The 18,447-nt window shown below is 60.9% G+C and carries 18 protein-coding genes; 8 read left to right on the top strand and 10 right to left on the bottom strand.

The features are described 5' to 3' along the window. Window positions 1-612 precede the first annotated feature (612 nt). Window positions 613-1,362 carry a DUF5131 family protein gene (locus E2F50_RS03585; protein WP_133314666.1) on the top strand — a complete coding sequence of 250 codons (750 nt, stop codon included), beginning with the start codon at window positions 613-615 and terminating at the stop codon, window positions 1,360-1,362. Here E2F50_RS03585 and E2F50_RS03580 read toward each other — a convergent pair. Next, on the bottom strand, window positions 1,323-2,234 hold the full coding sequence (locus E2F50_RS03580; RefSeq protein WP_133314665.1) for a three-Cys-motif partner protein TcmP: 912 nt from the start codon (window positions 2,232-2,234) through the stop codon (window positions 1,323-1,325). The genes E2F50_RS03585 and E2F50_RS03580 overlap by 40 nt on opposite strands. Before the next feature lie 397 nt (window positions 2,235-2,631). Between E2F50_RS03580 and E2F50_RS03575 the strand changes: the two genes are divergently transcribed. Further along, window positions 2,632-3,132 (top strand): nuclear transport factor 2 family protein, encoded by a 501-nt coding sequence (locus E2F50_RS03575; RefSeq protein WP_133314664.1) that lies wholly within the window; start codon window positions 2,632-2,634, stop codon window positions 3,130-3,132. 574 nt (window positions 3,133-3,706) lie between these two features. Here E2F50_RS03575 and E2F50_RS03570 read toward each other — a convergent pair. Continuing rightward, complete coding sequence (locus E2F50_RS03570) at window positions 3,707-4,090, bottom strand: hypothetical protein (RefSeq protein WP_133314663.1); 384 nt, start codon at window positions 4,088-4,090, stop codon at window positions 3,707-3,709. Window positions 4,091-4,353: 263 nt separating this feature from the next. After that, window positions 4,354-5,028: a GNAT family N-acetyltransferase gene (locus E2F50_RS03565; protein WP_133314662.1), complete on the bottom strand. Its 675-nt coding sequence runs from the start codon at window positions 5,026-5,028 to the stop codon at window positions 4,354-4,356. A gap of 94 nt (window positions 5,029-5,122) precedes the next feature. Here E2F50_RS03565 and E2F50_RS03560 point away from each other — a divergent pair, with 94 nt between their 5' ends. After that, window positions 5,123-5,587: a winged helix-turn-helix transcriptional regulator gene (locus tag E2F50_RS03560; RefSeq protein WP_133314661.1), complete on the top strand. Its 465-nt coding sequence runs from the start codon at window positions 5,123-5,125 to the stop codon at window positions 5,585-5,587. 275 nt (window positions 5,588-5,862) lie between these two features. Here the strand turns inward: E2F50_RS03560 and E2F50_RS03555 are convergent, their stop codons facing one another. Both E2F50_RS03555 and E2F50_RS03550 read right to left on the bottom strand, forming a co-directional pair. Beyond that, a complete protein-coding gene (locus E2F50_RS03555; protein ID WP_133314660.1) occupies window positions 5,863-7,065 on the bottom strand; it encodes a hypothetical protein in 1,203 nt (400 codons plus the stop codon). A gap of 13 nt (window positions 7,066-7,078) precedes the next feature. Then, window positions 7,079-8,494, bottom strand: coding sequence for an MFS transporter (locus tag E2F50_RS03550; RefSeq protein ID WP_133314659.1), 1,416 nt, complete (start codon window positions 8,492-8,494; stop codon window positions 7,079-7,081). A 403-nt stretch (window positions 8,495-8,897) separates the two neighbouring features. On the opposite strand from E2F50_RS03550, the gene E2F50_RS03545 reads away from it, so the two are divergent. Together E2F50_RS03545 and E2F50_RS03540 are read left to right on the top strand one after the other, a co-directional pair. After that, window positions 8,898-9,791, top strand: coding sequence for an NAD(P)H-binding protein (locus tag E2F50_RS03545; protein WP_133314658.1), 894 nt, complete (start codon window positions 8,898-8,900; stop codon window positions 9,789-9,791). Window positions 9,792-10,072: 281 nt separating this feature from the next. Continuing rightward, window positions 10,073-11,011 carry an alpha/beta fold hydrolase gene (locus tag E2F50_RS03540; RefSeq protein WP_202615401.1) on the top strand — a complete coding sequence of 313 codons (939 nt, stop codon included), beginning with the start codon at window positions 10,073-10,075 and terminating at the stop codon, window positions 11,009-11,011. 60 nt (window positions 11,012-11,071) lie between these two features. On the opposite strand, the gene E2F50_RS03535 is transcribed toward E2F50_RS03540, so the two are convergent. Then, window positions 11,072-11,752 (bottom strand): TetR/AcrR family transcriptional regulator, encoded by a 681-nt coding sequence (locus E2F50_RS03535; RefSeq protein ID WP_133314657.1) that lies wholly within the window; start codon window positions 11,750-11,752, stop codon window positions 11,072-11,074. Window positions 11,753-12,020: 268 nt separating this feature from the next. Here E2F50_RS03535 and E2F50_RS03530 point away from each other — a divergent pair, with 268 nt between their 5' ends. The 3 genes from E2F50_RS03530 (at window position 12,021) to E2F50_RS03520 (ending at window position 15,239) form a co-directional block, all read left to right on the top strand. Continuing rightward, window positions 12,021-13,187 carry an HlyD family secretion protein gene (locus tag E2F50_RS03530; RefSeq protein WP_133314656.1) on the top strand — a complete coding sequence of 389 codons (1,167 nt, stop codon included), beginning with the start codon at window positions 12,021-12,023 and terminating at the stop codon, window positions 13,185-13,187. 31 nt (window positions 13,188-13,218) lie between these two features. Next, the gene (locus tag E2F50_RS03525; RefSeq protein WP_245515280.1) at window positions 13,219-14,817 is read left to right on the top strand and encodes a DHA2 family efflux MFS transporter permease subunit; all 1,599 of its coding nucleotides are present in this window, start codon (window positions 13,219-13,221) and stop codon (window positions 14,815-14,817) included. A 131-nt stretch (window positions 14,818-14,948) separates the two neighbouring features. Then, window positions 14,949-15,239, top strand: coding sequence for a BRO-N domain-containing protein (locus E2F50_RS03520; RefSeq protein ID WP_133314655.1), 291 nt, complete (start codon window positions 14,949-14,951; stop codon window positions 15,237-15,239). 135 nt (window positions 15,240-15,374) lie between these two features. Here E2F50_RS03520 and E2F50_RS03515 read toward each other — a convergent pair whose 3' ends face one another. The 4 genes from E2F50_RS03515 to E2F50_RS03500 all read right to left on the bottom strand — a co-directional run bounded on the left by E2F50_RS03515 (window position 15,375) and on the right by E2F50_RS03500 (window position 18,447). Then, complete coding sequence (locus tag E2F50_RS03515; protein ID WP_133314654.1) at window positions 15,375-15,788, bottom strand: enolase C-terminal domain-like protein; 414 nt, start codon at window positions 15,786-15,788, stop codon at window positions 15,375-15,377. A gap of 304 nt (window positions 15,789-16,092) precedes the next feature. Continuing rightward, on the bottom strand, window positions 16,093-16,848 hold the full coding sequence (locus E2F50_RS03510; RefSeq protein WP_133314653.1) for an ABC transporter ATP-binding protein: 756 nt from the start codon (window positions 16,846-16,848) through the stop codon (window positions 16,093-16,095). Then, entirely contained in the window at window positions 16,845-17,621 is a 777-nt protein-coding gene (locus E2F50_RS03505) for an ABC transporter permease (protein WP_245515279.1), read from the bottom strand. Before E2F50_RS03505 ends, E2F50_RS03510 begins: the two co-directional genes overlap by 4 nt. After that, window positions 17,614-18,447, bottom strand: coding sequence for an ABC transporter permease (locus E2F50_RS03500; protein WP_133314652.1), 834 nt, complete (start codon window positions 18,445-18,447; stop codon window positions 17,614-17,616). Before E2F50_RS03500 ends, E2F50_RS03505 begins: the two co-directional genes overlap by 8 nt.

Below are 18,447 nucleotides of genomic sequence, written 5' to 3'. Positions count from 1 at the left end.
TTCATCTCCAAAATGTGTAATTACACATGTACTGCTCTACACGTTTCACAAACGTCGGTCGAGAGGTTTTTCCGAACTTAGGATACAGTGGGTACCGAGCGGTCCGCGCCGCCCATCCGAGCGCGCGTTTCTGGCTTCTCTTCCGACGCCTTTCAGGCTGCGGCACGAGCCGCGTTGCGTCTGCAACAAGCGGTAGTACCGCGCGCACCAGGCTGTAGTTTTAGTCCTAGTCTGTATAGCGCCGGCGTCGGAATGAGCTAGACCTACGTCGTGAAGCTCCTGAAGAATTATACAAGCATAACGCGCACCATGACCGTAGGTCGGGAGTTTATGAGATGATCGTAGCGCTCGCGCGTGCTGAGAAGGTAGAACTGGCTGTTAGTCACGTCTGCCCGGCAAGCACGCTTCGAATTCCGGTGGATGCTATCGCGAGAGCGTTCGCATGATCCCGTTGAACGATCTTGTGGACGTCGTGATGGAGAGGGGGCCGACGTTACCGAAGGTGACCAGAGGACGCCGCTGAGCCGAATGCGATAAAGCTCGTTCCAAAGCCGCGCCCATATTTGTTCAGGATTTTGGATTATGATGACCCTTCAACGGCGAGGATCGGAAATGACTGAAACCTCCATCGAGTGGACTGATGCCACTTGGAATCCTATAGCGGGCTGCTCTGTGATGAGTGCAGGCTGCACAAACTGCTACGCGATGCGAATGGCAGCTCGTCTCGAAGCGATGGGCGTCGAGAAGTACCGGGGCCTGACGCGGAAGACCGGTGGCCGGGCCAAGTGGACCGGGGAGATATTCCTGGATGCCGCGTCGCTTCACATTCCCCACCGTTGGTCACGGCCCAGAAATGTATTCGTGAACTCAATGTCGGATCTGTTCCATCCAGACGTCCCCAAACAATTCATCGGCCAGATCTGGGAAGTGATGCGAGAAACGCCGCGGCACACTTACCAGATCCTCACCAAGCGGCCCGACCGAATGGCGGAGGTCCTGTCGCAGGGCTTCCCAGTTCTACCGAACGCTTGGCTAGGAACCAGTGTCGAGGACCACCGGGTTCTCCACCGTCTCGACGAGTTGCGCAATGTGTCGGCGAGGATCAGGTTCGTTTCCTTCGAACCCTTGATAGGTCCCGTCCAGGGCGCCGACTTGCGTGGCGTTCACTGGGCTATCGTCGGCGGCGAATCGGGGCCGCACGCACGTCCGCTAAAACCTGAATGGGTCGACGAGATATTCGACCAGTGCCAGCAGGCTGGGTCCGCATTTTTTTTTAAGCAATGGGGCGGGGTGAACAAGAAGGCGACCGGACGGACCTATCGTCAGCGCACTTGGGACGAAATGCCGGCTTTGAGTATGTGAGACGCGATGCTCGTCGCGAGACCGACGGCGGCCGGCGATCGGTTCGACACCGCAAAGAACAACGATGCCAGCGGCTTGCCCAAAGCGTTGTTGATTCGCATAGGCTTCAGAACGGTTCCCTTGAAGACGGACGCCAGGCGTGTTTGAACATAAGCCTCTATCGCATCGACTTCGATCCGTCGTTCCTCTCCATCGAACATGCCAAACATAGTTTCGACCGGAGGCGGCTTGTCATAGAGAGCGTCGCGCCAATCCTGAGTTCCCAGCACCCGGTTCAGCGAACTGACCTTCACCGGATCGAGTTTCAACGGATCGCGTGGCGCGTTCCGGTATAGCCCTGACAACGGAAAGAAGTACCAGCAGTCGAGAGCTTCGGTCTGCGCGATCGCCTCCACCGTACTCCATTCGACTTCCATCCCGTACGGGTCCAGGAAAATCACGCCTCGTATTCCGTTGCCGATGGTGCCGCGTCCCCGCCATGGAGTGTTGCGGCAGATTGCCTTCACGATCTGGTTGGCATCGCCTTGTCGTACGTGAGCGCCCTTGTGACCTGATCTTGTGATCACGTCTTTCAAAGCTCCGATTTTGGACGGATCCTGTTCGATGAGGGAGATGTGGTGGAACTGAGGCTGGGTATTCAGCGCAATGTCGGCTGATCCCTGCGTCGTAACTACTTCGGGTTCGAGGCTTCCGAGGATCGGGATCGCGGGCCGGACTTCTGCGCGGCTCCCTGTGCCCGCGAATGCATCGACATATAACCGGGCGAAGTTCTGCTTCTTTAGTGCGATAGAAAACGCTGCGAGATATTCACGGAGACATTGAAGCTTCGGCTCGGTGTGGGCGCCTCCAAAGACGTGATCGACTGTGGTCATGGGTGCCTGCACTCCGCGGAGCCAGTGGTGCTCGAATCATTCAAGTCTAACGTTATCGAACCACTTAAGAAGGCAGGTGTCCATTTCGACACTCGGTTTTATGCAGATGGCCGCGCCTTCTGACGAATGCTAGGTACGTCTTTAGCGCGAGGTAGCGATGTTTCCGCGGGATTCAGCGCAGGGAGCCACGTAGGGCTAGTAGTCGCACAGCCAGAACGCCGCGGTTCATGGATCACCCCGAGGCTGGTCCGCGACCGCCGCGGCTCTTTCGCCGCCATCGAGCTCCGCGAAGCGCTCCGTTTCGGGTTGACCGATGCGCGTCATCGCAGCAGGCACGGACTTGACCTGCCGACGTTTCTGCAGTCATATGTGCATATACACATATGGAGTGAGAAGCATGACACACAGGAATAGGCTTTTTGGCGAACCGGCGCCTGCGGACGCGAGGGGAGAGGCGATCGATTTCGTTAACCGAGTAAACTTCCTCTTCGACCGCTGGGAGCCGGAGGCGCTGCTCGACGCATTTACCGACGACGTCGTAGTCGACCACCCGTTAGGTCGGAGCGTCGGGCGGGAACAGCTGCAAAGGTTTCTGACGGACTATGAACCCATCACCCGCGGGGTGCGGCGACACAACTGCAATCACGTGGTGGAAGCGCTGGAAGATGGAGACCTGCAAGTGACGTACTACATCCTGCTCGTCAGGATCGCACCCAGTTCTGCGGCGGAAGACCTCAAGAACGAGCCGATGACCATCATGCACTACGAGCGGGATCTTCCCAAGCTCATCTCTTACGCGATGGTAACTGATACGCTAGCGCGTCGTCCCGACGGCCGGCTAGGGGTCAGGCACAAGCGCGTCGAGAACGTTGCGGAAGACGTCGCCTTTCATTTCTGATTGGTCTTCGTGTGGCGGCTGTTGCGAAAACATCTGAGTCACGCGTCGCAACTCGCTACTGCCCGCCACGTCCGCAGATCGCTAGGACACGAGACTTGGCAGGGCTGCTGCCAGGATAGGTCTCATTGTACCAGCATCACCTGACGACCAGCGGACGTATCGTGCTCGAAGCAGGTCAGATGGGTACGTTCCGGCGAGAATTGAGGTGGGAGATCATTGACTTGAGGAGCCGCCGAAGGAGAGGTAGCCGTGCGCGTCCCGTACCTCCCTCCACCGGCACATGCCCCGACGAATGAGAGATGCCAAAGGTACGCCGCACCGCCGCCTGTCGGCGAAGATTTCATAAGGGCTGACACGCAGGGACGTTCGATATCGTCGTGCTTGAGGCGCCGGGTTTCGCCGCCAGGTCAAAGCCGGCTGAGGATCCACCTAATCGTCCAAAGCCGCGGAGGTCTTCTTAGAAGCATGCTGACGTCAGTTGGCTAGGTTTATCCAGGCGCTGCTTCTCTCAGTTAGAGCTTTATAGCATCGGGTCTACGTCCTCCTCTATTTGACAGCAGAAAGTGTTCGGCGCCTAACCGAAATCCGGGGCGAGGTGCCACAGGTGTTCCACCGATACCTGGCCGTGTGCGGCCATGGTTCCTCGTCCCCTAGATGGAGCTGGATCCACATTGCTGAAGTCGTTCCGCAGACGCTCTGCCACAGCATCCTCCAAAGTGCGAACCGCGGGGTCCTTGGCGCCCCAGAAGCACGCGCGGGATGCCCTGTTCGTGCATGCTTCGTCGAAGCTAAGTATGAGCAATGTGTCCAGCAGGGCCTCCAGCGACAGCCCAGCGACGTCGCGAATGCCGCCCATTTCGTCGGCTAGCTGCGTCCGGCGACGATTGATCTCGTTGACAACCTCAAACTGTTTCAGCTTCGAGTCCGTCTCCGTTTCTCTCGCACTCCGATACTGCATCGTAACCCTTCCAAGTCTGTGCTTCCGATGAAAGGCTGAGGCGGCTGGAGCCGTATGTCAATGAGCCGCGATACATGATCGAACGCAAGCCAGCCGACTGTCGCCGATGATCCAGAAGCTCCTTCAGCAGCCCATGCAGAACGTCGCACAGACAATACTAGCTCCGCCGGCACTTGCGGGCGTCGAAGATCATACCAGCTGGCAAGTACGCTCTAAGTTTAACGTGGCGGGCGGCTTACTCCGCGCAAAGCAAGTCGCACCTGTCACGCAGGACGCAGGACTGTAAGCTGCATTAGTCGCCGCGTCTGAAATCCGATCTTCCGATAGAGCTGGCGGGCACCGTTCTCGGTCTTCACATGAAGGAACGGCACTACGCCCTGCGACAAGGCCTTCGAGACCAGGAAGCCGACCAAGTTTCGCGCCAGACCTAGGCCCTGGAACTCTGGGTCTGTGCACACCGCACTGATTTCCACGAATCCTTCCGGCATCAGCCGCTGGCCGGCCATGGCGACGAGCCGCCCGTCTTCGGAACGGACGCCGTAGTATTCGCCGAGGACGATCGTGTTGCCTGAAAAAGGCCCCGGTCGCGTAGCCGATACGAGGCGGAGCATGTCCTCCACGTCGCCGCTGCGCAGCCGCTCGATTCCTTCAAGATTGTACTGCGCTACCCTGTTACAGTACATCTGCTCGATCGTGAGGCTTTTTAGCACCTCCAAGTCCGCCGGCGGTTCTAGCGGCACGCCGGTGAACAACGCCACATCGGCATCCACGGCCAGCTTGCGCAAGTCGCCCATTCCGGCTGGGCTGTAATCTGCCAGGCCTGCAAACGGCGCCACGTCGATAGGGTAGCGCAATGCCAGGCCCTTTGTTATCGCAAGGTTTCGGTGAGCGGTCGAAAGAGAGTACCAGATAGGGTTGTCTAGCGCGAACAGGTCCATGATGGCTTCCTAGGAAGTGTTGACCCAAGAACTAACACGGTGACTTGCACCATGAAAGTCACCGTGTAAGATGGATGTGCTGAAGGAGCGCCGGATGAAGAGGAAGAGTTTTCAGGAAATGGACTGTCCTGTAGCCCAGACGCTTGAGCGCGTGGGCGAGCAGTGGAGCATCCTTATTCTTCGCGACGCGCTCAGGGGGCTGAAGCGGTTCGATGAGTTCCTGCGGAGCCTGGACGTCGCACCGAATATGCTTGCACGAAGATTGGCCACGCTTGTGGAGGCTGGACTGCTTGAGAAGTCACGGTACTGCGACAGGCCACTACGGTACGAGTATCTGCTAACCGACGCGGGAAGAGACTTTCAGAGCGTGATCCATGCCTTGATCGCATATGGAAACAGGCATTTCACGGAGGGTGGCCATTCGGTGTACATCTTGGACACCGAGACGGGACAGGCGGCGGAGCCGGTAGTCGTGGACCGGTCGAGTGGTGAACTGATTCGAGAGCCGCGGTTCCGCCTCGGCGGAGACGCCGTCAAGTCGGCAACCGACGGAGCCTGAAGAGCCGGCGTCAGTTGCGGAGCCTCTGCCATGCACGCCGGGGCGCATGAAAACGGAAGAAGGCGCAATGACGCAGTGACCTCCGCCACGAACTCCAGCGTTTCCTCTTGGGGCCTGACCTAGTGACCCGTGGGATGGCCGTAGCCCTAGCTAGCGCGTCGAGTTCCGTGGCAACGGGGAATATCTTCAGGAGGCAGTCGAGATATCGCGCAGCTCTTCCTGCTGGCGTCCTCTCCGCCATCTCTGATCGCAGATCTGTCTGTGTCCGGCTTCCATCATCGTTCGGACTGCTCCTCGCTCCACCTATTCGACAGCACGCGTTGAACGCTGCCACGCGAGAAGAACCGTCTTTGCGGCAACATCGAATAGGAGGGATATAGCAGCTCAGGAGCTCCGGCTACGATATGAGGAAGGGCGATAAAGCCGTTCATCCGCCCTGTCGTCGACAAAGCAGCAGGGTCGAGAAAAAAGCTGCGTCGGGAGGCCAGCCGGGGCCGGAGCGGGCGTGCCTCGAAAGCGCGCGCCTGGACCTTCCGGATAGCGCCGAGGGCGCTGTGGTAGCTAGCAGTTACGGTCGGCTCGCCTGTGGCAAACTGCTTCAGGTGTATGCCCATGAGCAGCTCGATCTCCGTCGCGATTCGGCGGCTCTCGTCCGGGCGGGCGATTGCGACGGACGCCAGGCCGAACAGGGCGTCGAAAGCGGCGAGCGGACCGGCAGCGGAGGAAAGCGCGGAAAGGTAGACGTCGACGACCTGAATCCCGGACGCTATTGCCGCAACGGCGCCCGCCGCCGACATCCAGAGTGTCCTCTCGCGGGTGAACGCTATCGATGGCGTCCTGTTGCTCCAGGGCAGTCTCGGCGCAGCGTCCTGCAGGGAAGGAATGCTACCGCCGCGAACCCCCAAGATCATCATGGTGGCCATCGCGTGGGTGGTGGACCAGTATAGCTGCAGGGCCTCGATCGGATGCTGGCCAAGCCGGAGCCTCGCCAGCAGCCCCGGCCTTGAATCCTCTAGCACGGCGCAAAGCGTAGCTGCGGCGTCCGAAGCGGCGGCGCCGATGAGCGGCGCCCAATCTGCAAGATCGCGATACTGCCGGCGCGTCATGGCAGCGCCGACATGATAGACGGGGTCGAGCAGACGGTCGGCCCTATCCGCAGCTCGGCCCTTCAAGGCTGTACTGATCTCGTCGGCAAGATCCGGCCGAGATAGAAGCAGGCGATCCAAGGAGACCGCCGGAATGCCTTTGGGATCGAGGGGCAGGATGCGGACCGCCCCGTGTACTTCAAGAACAAGCCAGCCGGTGCGAGGAGGAAGCTTCAGTGCGACTGCTGCTCCATCGTTACCAACGGCTGCGCACCGCAGCTTCTCGCGAAGACAGCGGTGGGAGGTCAAGGCTATTCCGAGGGCGAGAGCCCCGGCCAACTCGCGCCGTACAGCCTTGACCACGGCGAAGGCGTTCGGCTCGCCAGGCGTCATGGCCGCTCCGTCACTAAGAGGCCGATCCGCTCGCTTCCGTCTTCCCATTCCCGTTTCCGCCGCGAGCGTTTAAACCCATCGCGCAGAGGCCGGCACCAAGCGAGGTGCAGGCGATGACTATAAATGCCAGCCGATAGTCGCTGCTCGAGGTCGCCGTACCGGTGATCGACACCAGCGCGGCTACGCCCAGCGCGCCGCCCACTTGCCGGGAGGTATTCAAGATCCCGCTCCCCGCAGAGTACTCCCGTGGGGAGAGCGACGCAGTCCCTCCTGCCAGAAATCCTGCCTGCGCCGTGCCGACGGCTATTCCCGAGCAGACGGATCCGGGGAGGAACCCGAGAAGATACTGAGAGTCATCTCTTAGGTTGAAGAGCCAGTAGAGACTGGCGACAGCGAAGGAGCCGCAGCCTACAAGAATCAGTTCACGAGGGGAAAGCCTCGCCCTGCCGGCAGCCATGGAAGAGAGGCCGGCGATCGCGGGACCGACGACGTAGGCGAGGCCGGCCACGGTCGGATCCCAGCGCCAAACCTGAGTCAGATACATCGTTCCACCCAGGATGGACATTGCGAACCCGATGTAGAAGAGCAGCATTCCTGCTACGGACAGCGAGAACGGACGGCTGCGGAACACCCGCAGATCGAGCGCGGGAGATGGCGACGTCAGGCACCTGCGCACGAACACGAGGAGAAGCGCGACGCCGCCGCCGGCCAGGATCCCGAGACGCCAGCTGTACACTCCCCAATCCGTCGAATAGGAGATCGCCGCCACGATGCAGGCGGTTCCGGTCGCGAAGGACGCGGAACCCAGGAGATCTGGCATCTGCGAGCAGCCAGCTTCCGTTTCTCCGATTCTCCGGCTCAGCCATGCCGCCGGAAGCCCTACGGGGACATTGATAAGGAAGATAAGCCTCCAGTCGAGATGGACGAGAAGGCCCCCTAGGATGGGACCGGCCGCGGCCCCTATGCTGGCGATGGCGGCCCATGTCCCGATCGCCCGTTTGTGCGCGTCAGGAGGATAGGCTGTCAGCAGCAGAGCGAGGCTCGACGGAATCATCAGTGCGGCGCCCAGTCCCTTGAAAGCTCGGGCCGCTACCAGCCAGACTACGTCCGGAGAAAGCGCGCAAGCGGCGCTCGACGTCAGGAAGACGATGAGTCCTGTGCGAAAGAGGCGACGCCGCCCGAACCGGTCACCCATGCGGCCTCCGGGAACCATGAAGGCGGCGAAGGCAATCGAATAGGCGCTCAGCACCCAGGAGAGGCTCTGGTTGGACGCGCCGTGGAAGCTGTCGCGAATGGAGGGGAATGCAATGTTCACGATGAAAAGGTCCAAGGCGGACAGGAGGCTGGCCGTGGCAACGACCGCCTGGGTCAGCCGCGGGCCGGCGGATTCGCGCGCTCCCGCTCTATCCCGTCGTAGATTCCGATCCATTCCGTCGCGCCTCCGTTGCCGACAGAGGCATAGCTATGTAACTATTATCATGCAAGCGACTTTATGTTTGTGGTGCCTCGGCCGCAAGCGAAGAGCCCGGCGAGTAATATGCAGCCGAAACACGGAGGCAGGGGGCGAGACCTACCATCTGCCTTCCGTCGCAATCAACGCTTGGTCGAGATGGAGCGGGTTTGACGTTCCGCGGCGAGGACCCTGGAGCACAATGAAAGTGTCCGGAGGCGCCGCGTAAGGAAGCAGCCGCCTGCTTCTCAGCCTTAAGGTCCAGAGGTCTTTACCGCAATCAGATCGCTCAACCTCGATATTGCAATTGTGCATATACACATGTACTTTCTTCTCCGCCGCCGGCCTAGGCGGGAACATCTGAACAAGACGGAGAGAATATATGAGCGCTGAGCGCTACCTCGTAACGGGCGCCACTGGCGAAACCGGCCGCTATACGGTGAAGGAACTTCTGCAACGGGGGCACGAGGTCCGTGCGCTCGTTCGGAAGGATGACGAGCGCGCTGAAGAACTCCGCTCGTCGGGAGCGGAGGTTGTCGTCGGCGACATGCTGGAGCACGACGATCTCCTTGCTGTGACGAAAGGAGTGGCAGGGGCTTACTTCTGCTACCCGGTGCGGCCCGGCATCGTCCAGGCCACGGCATACCTTGCGGACGCTCTTCGGCGGGGCGGAGCGCGGGTTCTAGTGAACATGTCCCAGATCTCGGCCCGCGAGGACTCTCGAAGCCATGCTGCTCGCGACCATTGGATTGCGGAACGCATCTTCGACTGGTCGCGCGTGCCGGTGGTCCACCTGAGGCCTACCTTCTTCTCCCAGTGGTTCCTGTATCCTCATGCGCAGGCGTCCATCGTCAATGAAGGTGCGATCGATCTGCCCTACGGCGAGGGGCGTCACGCCCCTATAGCGGCAGAAGATCAGGCGCGGTTCATCGCAGCCGTGCTTGAAAGCCCGGCCGAACACATTGGAAGGACTTACGCGCTGCATGGCCCGGTCGAGCTCGACCAGAAGGGTATCGCGGCGGCGATCGGGGAGGTGCTAGGAATCGACGTCCAGTACCGGCCGACGACTGTGGCTCAGTACAAGCATCGACTAGAGGCACAGGGTCTTCCCCCATTCCTCGTGCAGCATTTCTGCGCCATTGCGGTGGACTACCAGAACGGCCTCTTCTCCGGGTCGGACAAGGTGATCGAGCAGGTGACGGGTACGAGGCCCCTGACCGTACGGGAGTTCGTCGAGCTCCACAGAAACGAGTTTGCTGTCCGGGCGTCCACCTGAGATTGGCCGTGAGGGCCGATAAACCTGGTCGCTCTGCGGCGCAGATCGGATCTCACGCTCCCCTCCGGTACGTGACGGAAACGAGAGCTGCAGATAGACGAACTGCTCTTCGGGAGCGAAATGCCCAGGGTCTGGTGAAGTCGGTCATGTGTCATGCAGCCGCTGGGACCGGCGATCGCGCTTGTCGCCCGCATGGGCGCTGAGCTGGAAGATCATTTCTCTACGAACCTTCCTGTGAAGACGTCTCAAGGAAACGACGACCTGAAAGTTGGAGCTGAAAAATGATGATTATCAGAAGAATGCAAGCGGTCGTCCTAGCGTCTTTGGCGGTCGCGGGCTGGGTCGCGCAGTGTGGAGCGGCCGACGAGGCCGTTCGTCAGGGGAGGGCGTCGGTGGACGGTCTGGAGATCTTCTACAGGGAGGCCGGCGATCCGGTGCGCCCGACGATAGTCCTGTTGCACGGCTTTCCTTCGTCATCCCACATGTTTCGCGACCTTATTCCTGCCCTTGCCCTTAATTTCCGCGTCATCGCTCCGGACTATCCCGGCATGGGAAGCAGCGCCGTCCCGCCCGAAGGCTCGCCCCCTCTGACCTTCGACAAGGTCGCGGACTATGTCGAGAAGTTCCTGGACGATATGCACGTCAACCGAACTATCCTCTACATGCAGGACTTCGGCGGACCCATAGGCATGCGGCTCGCCACGCGGAATCCGGAACGCGTTGCCGGGCTTGTCATCCAGAACACCCCAATCAGTTTGGACGGTTGGGAACCGGGTCGATTGAAGGCGGTACAAGGACTCAAGGGCCCGGTTACCCCCGAACGGCGCGCGGCGGTGGAGGCACGTGTGGCACTGGCGACCGACGTCTTTCTATACAAGAAGGGAGCCGCCGAGCCGGATCGGCTGAGTCCTGACGCTGTGGCATCCGACGCCTTCGCGCTCGCGGATCCTGCTCGACGAAGGGCGATGGTAGACTTGCAGCTGGACATACCATCGAACCTCGACCTCTATCCTGCATGGCAGTCTTACCTTCGGACGGCGCAGCCCAAAGCCCTCGTCGTCTGGGGCGACGGCGATCCCATTTTCATCCCGAGAGGAGCAGACGCCATCGAGCAATACGACTCGAACGTCGTCGTCCGCCATTATGCGGCAGGTCACTTCGCGCTTGAGGAAAGGCACGACGAAATAGCTAGGGAGATCCTAAAACGCTTCGGTGGTTGAACAGCGACGATGCGTGAAGGCTGACCAGGGGCCGAGCACAACATCGGTACAGGCTGTGCTTTAGAACGGCAACCCGCTAGAGCGCGCGCGTGTGCGGCTGACAGATCCGTCGAGAAAGATGCGCGTGCACCGTCTGGCGCGATCAGCGACGTCCTCTTCCGAAAGAGCGGGGGCGCAACCGAGCATCGCCGCGCGCTGAGGCTCCATGGCCATCATCCCGCGCAGGATCCCAGCGGCCTCCGGCACGTTGTCGAGCTGCAGCGTTTCGGCCGCCACCTGGCGCGCAAGCCATGCCTCGATCGTGGCGCTCGTTCTGCGGACCGCCTGCTCGTAAAAGACCGCGGCTAGCTCCGGGAACCGATCGGATTCCGCCAGGACCAGACGCGTCATGAAGATGGTCTCTTCCGACAGAGTCAGCCTACCGTACGCCGTAAGGAGGTGCTCGAGGCCCTCCCTCGTTGACATGCGGGCAAGCTCCCTTTCCTCGAGCGGCAGGAAATAGCGTCCGATCTGCTGCGAGATGACTTCAGCAAACAGGTCGGACTTGGCTGGAAAGAGCCGGTAGAGAGTTTTTGTTGACACTCCTGCGGAACGTGCGATCCGGGCGACGCTGGCGGAAGCGTAGCCGTCCTGCCGGAACTGCTCGGCGGCTGCGGCCACAATGACGCGCTTCGTCTCCGAGGGCGGCCTGACCGGCGGCCTGCCGCGGCATTTTTCTGTTCGCTCGGAACTCTGTTTCATTGGGCGCCTCCTCGACGTCCGTCGGTAGTTGCCGGGCGGGACGGCGTCCGGCTGGTTGACGACCGGATGGTCGTGTGCGGATCGGCAGCGAAGAAAATCCTGCGTTGGTGCCAACCCGCGGAAGAAGAATCTCAGGAGCATCAAATAGGAAGATGGCTGTTTTCCGAATTCGCGTTGACATACCATCGTACGGGTATAATTTGGAAAATACAAGTTTTCTTAATATCGGGTTGGTGGCATACGCCCCGAGCCCTTCGGAGAAGTCGCTATGGAAGAGAACGTCGTGTCACTTGGGAGCAAGGTAGAGCGGAACGCGGAGCAGGACGCCAAGGCCGAGGCCGGTCGCGCGCCCGGAGGCCGCGATCTTGCCCCGGCGGTTTCCGAGGGTGATGCAGGCAGAAGGCGCGGCAGAAAATTGGCAGGAGCACTTTCGGCATTGGTCGTTCTTGCCGCGGCCGGGTACTACGGCCATCGGTATTGGACGGTCGGGCGTTTCGAGATCTCCACCGACGACGCGTACGTTAAAGCGGACAGCAGTGCCGTCGCTCCAAAGATATCGGGATATCTGACAGATGTCCGCGTCGCGGACAACCAGGTAGTTAGAGCCGGAGAAGTTCTCGCTGTCGTTGACGACCGGGACTACGCGACAGCCTTGGCTCAGGCGAAGGCGGAACTGGACGCTGCAAAAGCCACAGTGGAGGCCAAAAAGGCGGCACTCGACAACCAGCAGGCCGTGATCGCCGCGGCCCGTTCTACCATTGACGTCGATCGCGCCAACGAGGTTTTTGCAGAGCAGAACGACAAGCGGTACGCGCACATGGCAAGCAACGGCTATGCTCCGGTGCAGACGGCGGAGCAGGCGGCCGCTCAAATCGCCGCCAGCCGCGCCACGACGGCGCGTGACTCCGCGACCCTCGACGGCGCGGTGAGGCAGCTTGAGCTTCTGAAGGCGGAGCTTGCTCAGGCGACAGCGGCGCTCGCGCGTAGCGAAGCCGTGCGACGTCAGGCCGAACTCGATGTGTCGTATACGCGCATCGTTGCGCCAATAGACGGCGTTGTGGGCAATCGTACCCTCCGCGTTGGGCAGTTCGTCCAGGCCGGCACGCAGCTTATGACGGTCGTTCCGACCGACTCGGCCTACGTCGTCGCCAACTACAAGGAGACGCAGCTGACGGACGTTCGTCCAGGCCAGGTAGTCGACATCGAGGTCGACATGTTTCCAGGGAGAAGCTTTCATGGCCGAGTCGACAGCATCGCTCCTGCGAGTGGACAGGAGTTCGCTCTTCTTCCGCCCGACAATGCGACGGGCAACTTCACCAAGGTAGTCCAGCGGATCCCGGTTCGAATAGTGCTAGACGGGGAAGGGAAGTCCTCCGGCGAACTGCGCCCAGGCATGTCCGTCACTCCCACCATCGACATCCGGTCCGAGCGCTAGTTCGCTATCCTAAGCAAATCAGGGTATGACAATGTCAAACGTCTCGACGTTCCCCGGCCCCACGCGACCGGTGGCTGAAGCATCGGTGCAAAAGGCCGGGGCGAAGGAATGGATAGCGGTCCTCGCCGGCATGATTGGCGCGTTCATGGCGATCCTCAACATCCAGATCACCAACGCGTCGCTCCTCGACATAGAGGGCGGAATCGGAACCGGCGTCGATAACGGCGCCTGGATCTCGACGTCCTACCTGATCGGGGAGATCATCGTCATCCCGCTGACGGCGTACTTCAGCAGCGTCTTCTCCTTTCGCACCTATATCCTTGCGAACACGATCCTGTTCCCGTTGTTCTCGATGGCCTGCGCGTTTACCCATGACCTAAGTTCAATGATCGCGATGCGAGGGCTCCAAGGATTCGCAGGCGGCATATTGATCCCCATGGCCTTTACTATGGTGCTGACCAAGCTGCCCAAGCCCCAGCAGCCGGTCGGGCTGTCGATATTCGCTCTGTCGGTGACCTTCGCTCCGGCGATAGGGCCAACGATCGGCGGTTACCTGACGGAGAACTACGGATGGCAGACGATCTTCTTCATCAACACCATTCCCAGTGCACTCATGGCAGTCGCGCTTGCCGCCACACTCGACAGGCAGCCGATGCGCCTCGGTCTCCTAAAGGAAGGTGACTGGGCGGGTATTGCCACGATGTCGATCGGTCTCGCTGCATTCCAGACTGTGCTGGAGGAGGGTAATAAGGACGACTGGTTCTCGTCGCCGTTCATCCTCAAGCTCAGCGTGGTCGCGTTCGTGTTTCTGGCCGCATTCATCTGGATTGAACTGACGGTCGAGAAGCCTCTGGTAAAGCTGAGGTTGCTGGCACAACGCAACTTCGGGATCGGTGTCGCAGTCAACGTGCTGGTCGGAGTCGCACTGTTTGGGACGGTGTATATCCTGCCGCAGTACCTGGGGCAGGTGCAGCGTTACAACGCGCAGGAGATCGGCAACGTTCTGGCTTGGACCGGATTGCCGCAGCTTGTGCTGATCCCCCTGGTCCCGATGATGATGAAGAGGTTCGACGCTCGCTACATAGGTTTTCTAGGCATCGCTATCTTCGCCCTCAGCTGTTTCATGAACGTCATGCTCTCCGCAGATAACGCGGGTGATCAGTTCTGGATACCGAACATTGTGAGGGCTATTGGGCAGGCGTTCGTGCTGACGCCGATTACGGCCATCACGACCGGTGGCATAGCACCCTCGGACGCCGCCGCGGCGTCCGGTCTGACGAACATGCTGAGAAACCTCGGTGGCGCAGTGGGAACGGCGACGCTTGGAACCATTCTGACCAAGCGGGAGCAGTTCCATTCGAACATCATCGGACAGTCGGTCACGACGAGTCGGGTGGAGGTTCGCGAACGGCTGGAGCAGTTGACGGCATACTTCCAGGCACACGGGGTGACAGATCACGCGAAAGCCAGCGGCCAAGCCGTGGTCGCTCTTGGACGGGTGGTGAGACGGCAGGCGCTGATCATGGGTTTTAGCGATACCTTCGCTGTGATAGGCGTGGTTCTTGCCGTCGCGGCGATCGCGCTTCTCTTGACGAAGCGGACCTCTGGCGGAGGAGCGGGTGCCCATTAGGCGTGAGTCAGGAGCATCAAGGCTTGAGAGAGAATCCATGAGCAACATGTTTGCTAGCCACGAGAGCGGGGCTCGCGCAGATGGCTGGCCGTCTATCTGACGGGGCGCAATCTGTCCCTAAGGACGTCCGCGTGGTCGCCACCGAATGCAACGGATCACCGGTTAGACACATCGTTCTGAAGGGGCGGCGATGGTTCTCGGGCGCGGACGTGCTGCGCGCATTGGGGCTGGACGTGGCGAGAAGGGGAGCGAGCACTTTTCTTCGGGTTGTTCCACGGTCAGAAGTCAAGTTGGTGTCAGCCGATCTCCTTCCTGCCATGTTCGAAGGGCGGCGCGGCTACAGGATGATGAATCTGGTGAGTGAAGTGGGCGTTGAGGTCCTGATCGATCGCTTTCGGGGCCTGCGCCGTTCGCCGGGATAGGGCCGCGCGGCGGGGCGGGATAGGGCGGCGCTGCGGATAGGAGTTAGCCCCCGCAAAAATTACGTATCGTCCAGCGCCCGCGCTAAACCAGTGCACCAGTACATCGGCTCGATCCGGTTCGTCCTCGTCGAGCATCTAGGAAGTGATCACCTTCCGATCGATCGCATAGGGCTCCTGTGCTGCCGCCGCCAGATCGATTCCCAGCCCTGTCCCTGCAGGGACTGCAACGCAACCGTGCTCGTCCAGCACCGGGCGAGCGAGGTCGAGCAGCGGATGCGGGCCCACGTCGAACTCGATGTGGGGGTAAGGCTCGGCGCCTCCGGCACGATGAGGCGGCAGCGTCGCCGCGAGATGCAGGGCTGCATGGAAGTTGACTGTGCTGCCCCAAACGTGCGGGATGACAGGCCGGTTGTAAATCGCAGCCTGCGCGGCAACTTGAGGCACTCCTGTCAGGCCGCCGCAGATGGCGATGTCGGGCTGCAGGACGTCCATGCTGCCATCGGCGAGGAAAGGCAGGAATCCTGCGGCCCGTGTCACAAAGGACATCATGGACGACGGCAGGATCCGCGACAACGCATATCGGAAATGGGGGACGAGAGGCGGTTAGAGGGCGGCACGAACGGCACTGGAGCGAGGCCGAGCAGCAGCACGCGGCGTCGGCGGAAAGAGCCAGAAGATTGCCCTCCGATTGAAACAGCGGCGTATCCCCACCAACGCGCACGGAACAGGCGCCGGCCGGACCGCAGGACGTAGACGAGCCGTCGAACGGCTTGCCTAGTTCAGGCGAGCGGTAGATCTTGCGCAGCTTAGAACGGACGCTGCCCCTGAAACGGAGCAAGCGAACCGTGTTCGTTCAGGATAGGGCCTCTCTCCCCACCAAGGTGGCGAGACACCGTTGCTTGAGAGCGGCAAGTCTTGGGTCGGCCCGGTCACGTGGGCGAGCCAGCTCTATCTCGAAGACGTCGCGGATACGACCTGGATCGGGTTCCATGACGATCACGCGGTTTCCGAGGTAAAGAGCCTCTTCCACGTCGTGGGTGACGATGACGATCGAGACCCGGTTCTTCTCCCATATGGAGAGCAGTTCGTCCTGCAGTCGCATGCGGAGGATTGAGTCCAGCGCACCGAAGGGTTCGTCCATCAGCAGGATGTCAGGTTCCTGGGCCAGCGCCCTCGCGATCGCCGCTCTCTGCGCCATCCCGCCGGATAGCTGCTTTGGGTATGCTTTTTCATAGTCGGAGAGGCCGACAAGCTGCAGGTAGTGGTGAACCCGCGCAAGACGCTCGGGTTTCCGGAGGTTGGAGGCGTCAAAAGCGAGATCGACGTTCGCGCCGACCGTGAGCCAGGGATAGAGCCGGTGATCTTGGAAGACCATGCCGACCTTGGCCGCTTTCGTATCGCTCACGCCGCCTTGGATGATCGAACCTCGGTAGTCTTCGTCGAGTCCGACTATCAGCCTGAGCAATGTCGACTTGCCGCAGCCGGATGCGCCGACGATGGAGACGATCTCGTTGGGCGCAACGTCGAAGCTGATATCATTGAGCACAGGGCGCTGAACGCCGTTCAAGGCATAGGACTTGCTGACATGTTCGATGGCGAGAGCGGTCATGACTGATCCTGTGCCCATGGAGAAAGTTGTGCAGTGAGCGACCGCACGGCCGTCGTGAGGAGCACGCCGCCGCCCGCAAGCGCGAAGACGCCGACAAGGACGATGTCCATCCGGAACTGGTCGCGAGCGCTGGCAATGTAGCTTCCCAAACCTCGTCCGTTGCCGATCGCGTATTCCGCGCCGATGGTTCCGATCCACGCGGACAGCACCGCGATCTGAAGGCCGACATAGATGCTCGGCAGAGCCGCAGGCAGATAAAGCTTCGAGACCCGCGTCCAGCGCTTCAACTTCAGCGTGCGAGCCACGTCGACGAGCTTTTCCGGAGTGCCTCGGACGCCCTGCTCGGTCGCCAGAAAGAGGGGAAAGAATGTCGATAGCCCGATGAACACCAGCTTGGTACCTTCGCCATTGCCAAACCATGCAGTCAACAGCGGTATCCATGCGAACAGGGCGACCTGCCTGATGGTATGGACGGTCGGAGCAAGGCCGAGCGACGCGACGCGGTACATTCCCGCGGCATAGCCAAGCATCAGCCCGACGATCCCGCCGATCGCTCCGCCAACAAGGACCCGCAGCATGGTCGCCAGAAGCGACAGCCAGAGCTCCCGGCCCGACGCGTCGAGGAAGGGCGTCGTCAGCACCTCCAGGGGGCTGACGGCCATCGGTCCTGACAGCATGCCGGTCATAGACGCAGCCGCCCAGGCGCCTGTCGCCGCCAGCGGCAGGACTGCGCCGAGTGGGAGCCTCCGAGGGGTATGCAGACGCTCAGGCATCTGCGCCGCTCCCTCTCCGGACGAAGGATTCGGCCTGCTTCAGGAGCCAGTCCAGAAGGAAGCCGACGACACCAACGACGACCATGCCAATGATCACGATGTCGAGCTGGAACAGGGTACGGCCCCAGACCATCATGTAACCCAGCCCATCTGTGCCGGCGAGCATCTCCACGACAATCAGAGAGACGAAGGCCTGGCTGAGAGAGAGCCGGATCCCGCTCGCGATGAAGGGCACCATCGAGGGCAAGGTCAGCTTGAAGAAGCGCGTCCGGGCCCTGAGCTTGAGGATGTCCGCGACCTCCGTCAGTCCTTTTGGGACCGTTCGTGCGCCCTCCGCAGTGCTGATGGCCATCGGCACGAAGCAGGCCTTCGCGAGGATCACGATCTTCAGGCTCTCCTCGATGCCCAGAAGAAGGATGAGAATGGGCAGCCAGCCTATGGAAGGAACGGCTGCGAGCGCCCGGAAGGTCGGTCCCAGATAGGCGTCCGCCGTTTCCGACTTGCCGATCAGCAGCCCGAACAGAAAGCCGAGCGAGGCGCCAATCAGGAAGCCTTCCGCAATCCGCCGGAAGCTGACGGCGGCGGCAGCGGCTATGTCGCCGCTTTCCAGCAGATCGAGAAAGGTCTGCAACACCCAGTCAGGCTGCGGCAGGACCTGTGGCGATACCCAGCCGTTGACCGACGCAGCCCACCAGAGCGCCAGTATTCCGGTTGGCAAGGCCAGCGGGAGTACCAGTCTGAGAGCAAGCGACCTTACCTTCCATAACTGCACGTCCGGAGCCGCGCGCTCGACACGAAAGCTCTCTTCGGCTCCGAACGTTGTCAT

The organism is Rhizobium deserti, from assembly GCF_004358025.1.
GTDB classification, from domain to species: Bacteria; Pseudomonadota; Alphaproteobacteria; order Rhizobiales; family Rhizobiaceae; genus Neorhizobium; species Neorhizobium deserti.
Note: the sequence above shows the minus strand (reverse complement) of the source record. Positions and strands in the feature narration are given on the sequence as shown.

Bases quoted from the DNA above. Each gene is read 5' to 3' on its own strand.
- E2F50_RS03525 (WP_245515280.1), top strand. From the start codon at position 13,219: ATGTCAAACGTCTCGACGTTCCCCGGCCCCACGCGACCGGTGGCTGAA.
- E2F50_RS03530 (WP_133314656.1), top strand. From the start codon at position 12,021: ATGGAAGAGAACGTCGTGTCACTTGGGAGCAAGGTAGAGCGGAACGCG.
- E2F50_RS03585 (WP_133314666.1), top strand. From the start codon at position 613: ATGACTGAAACCTCCATCGAGTGGACTGATGCCACTTGGAATCCTATA.
- E2F50_RS03570 (WP_133314663.1), bottom strand. From the start codon at position 4,090: ATGCAGTATCGGAGTGCGAGAGAAACGGAGACGGACTCGAAGCTGAAA.
- E2F50_RS03555 (WP_133314660.1), bottom strand. From the start codon at position 7,065: ATGACGCCTGGCGAGCCGAACGCCTTCGCCGTGGTCAAGGCTGTACGG.
- E2F50_RS03545 (WP_133314658.1), top strand. From the start codon at position 8,898: ATGAGCGCTGAGCGCTACCTCGTAACGGGCGCCACTGGCGAAACCGGC.
- E2F50_RS03580 (WP_133314665.1), bottom strand. From the start codon at position 2,234: ATGACCACAGTCGATCACGTCTTTGGAGGCGCCCACACCGAGCCGAAG.
- E2F50_RS03515 (WP_133314654.1), bottom strand. From the start codon at position 15,788: ATGATGTCCTTTGTGACACGGGCCGCAGGATTCCTGCCTTTCCTCGCC.
- E2F50_RS03540 (WP_202615401.1), top strand. From the start codon at position 10,073: ATGATGATTATCAGAAGAATGCAAGCGGTCGTCCTAGCGTCTTTGGCG.
- E2F50_RS03505 (WP_245515279.1), bottom strand. From the start codon at position 17,621: ATGCCTGAGCGTCTGCATACCCCTCGGAGGCTCCCACTCGGCGCAGTC.
- E2F50_RS03565 (WP_133314662.1), bottom strand. From the start codon at position 5,028: ATGGACCTGTTCGCGCTAGACAACCCTATCTGGTACTCTCTTTCGACC.
- E2F50_RS03560 (WP_133314661.1), top strand. From the start codon at position 5,123: ATGAAGAGGAAGAGTTTTCAGGAAATGGACTGTCCTGTAGCCCAGACG.
- E2F50_RS03550 (WP_133314659.1), bottom strand. From the start codon at position 8,494: ATGGATCGGAATCTACGACGGGATAGAGCGGGAGCGCGCGAATCCGCC.
- E2F50_RS03575 (WP_133314664.1), top strand. From the start codon at position 2,632: ATGACACACAGGAATAGGCTTTTTGGCGAACCGGCGCCTGCGGACGCG.
- E2F50_RS03510 (WP_133314653.1), bottom strand. From the start codon at position 16,848: ATGACCGCTCTCGCCATCGAACATGTCAGCAAGTCCTATGCCTTGAAC.
- E2F50_RS03535 (WP_133314657.1), bottom strand. From the start codon at position 11,752: ATGAAACAGAGTTCCGAGCGAACAGAAAAATGCCGCGGCAGGCCGCCG.
- E2F50_RS03500 (WP_133314652.1), bottom strand. From the start codon at position 18,447: ATGACAACGTTCGGAGCCGAAGAGAGCTTTCGTGTCGAGCGCGCGGCT.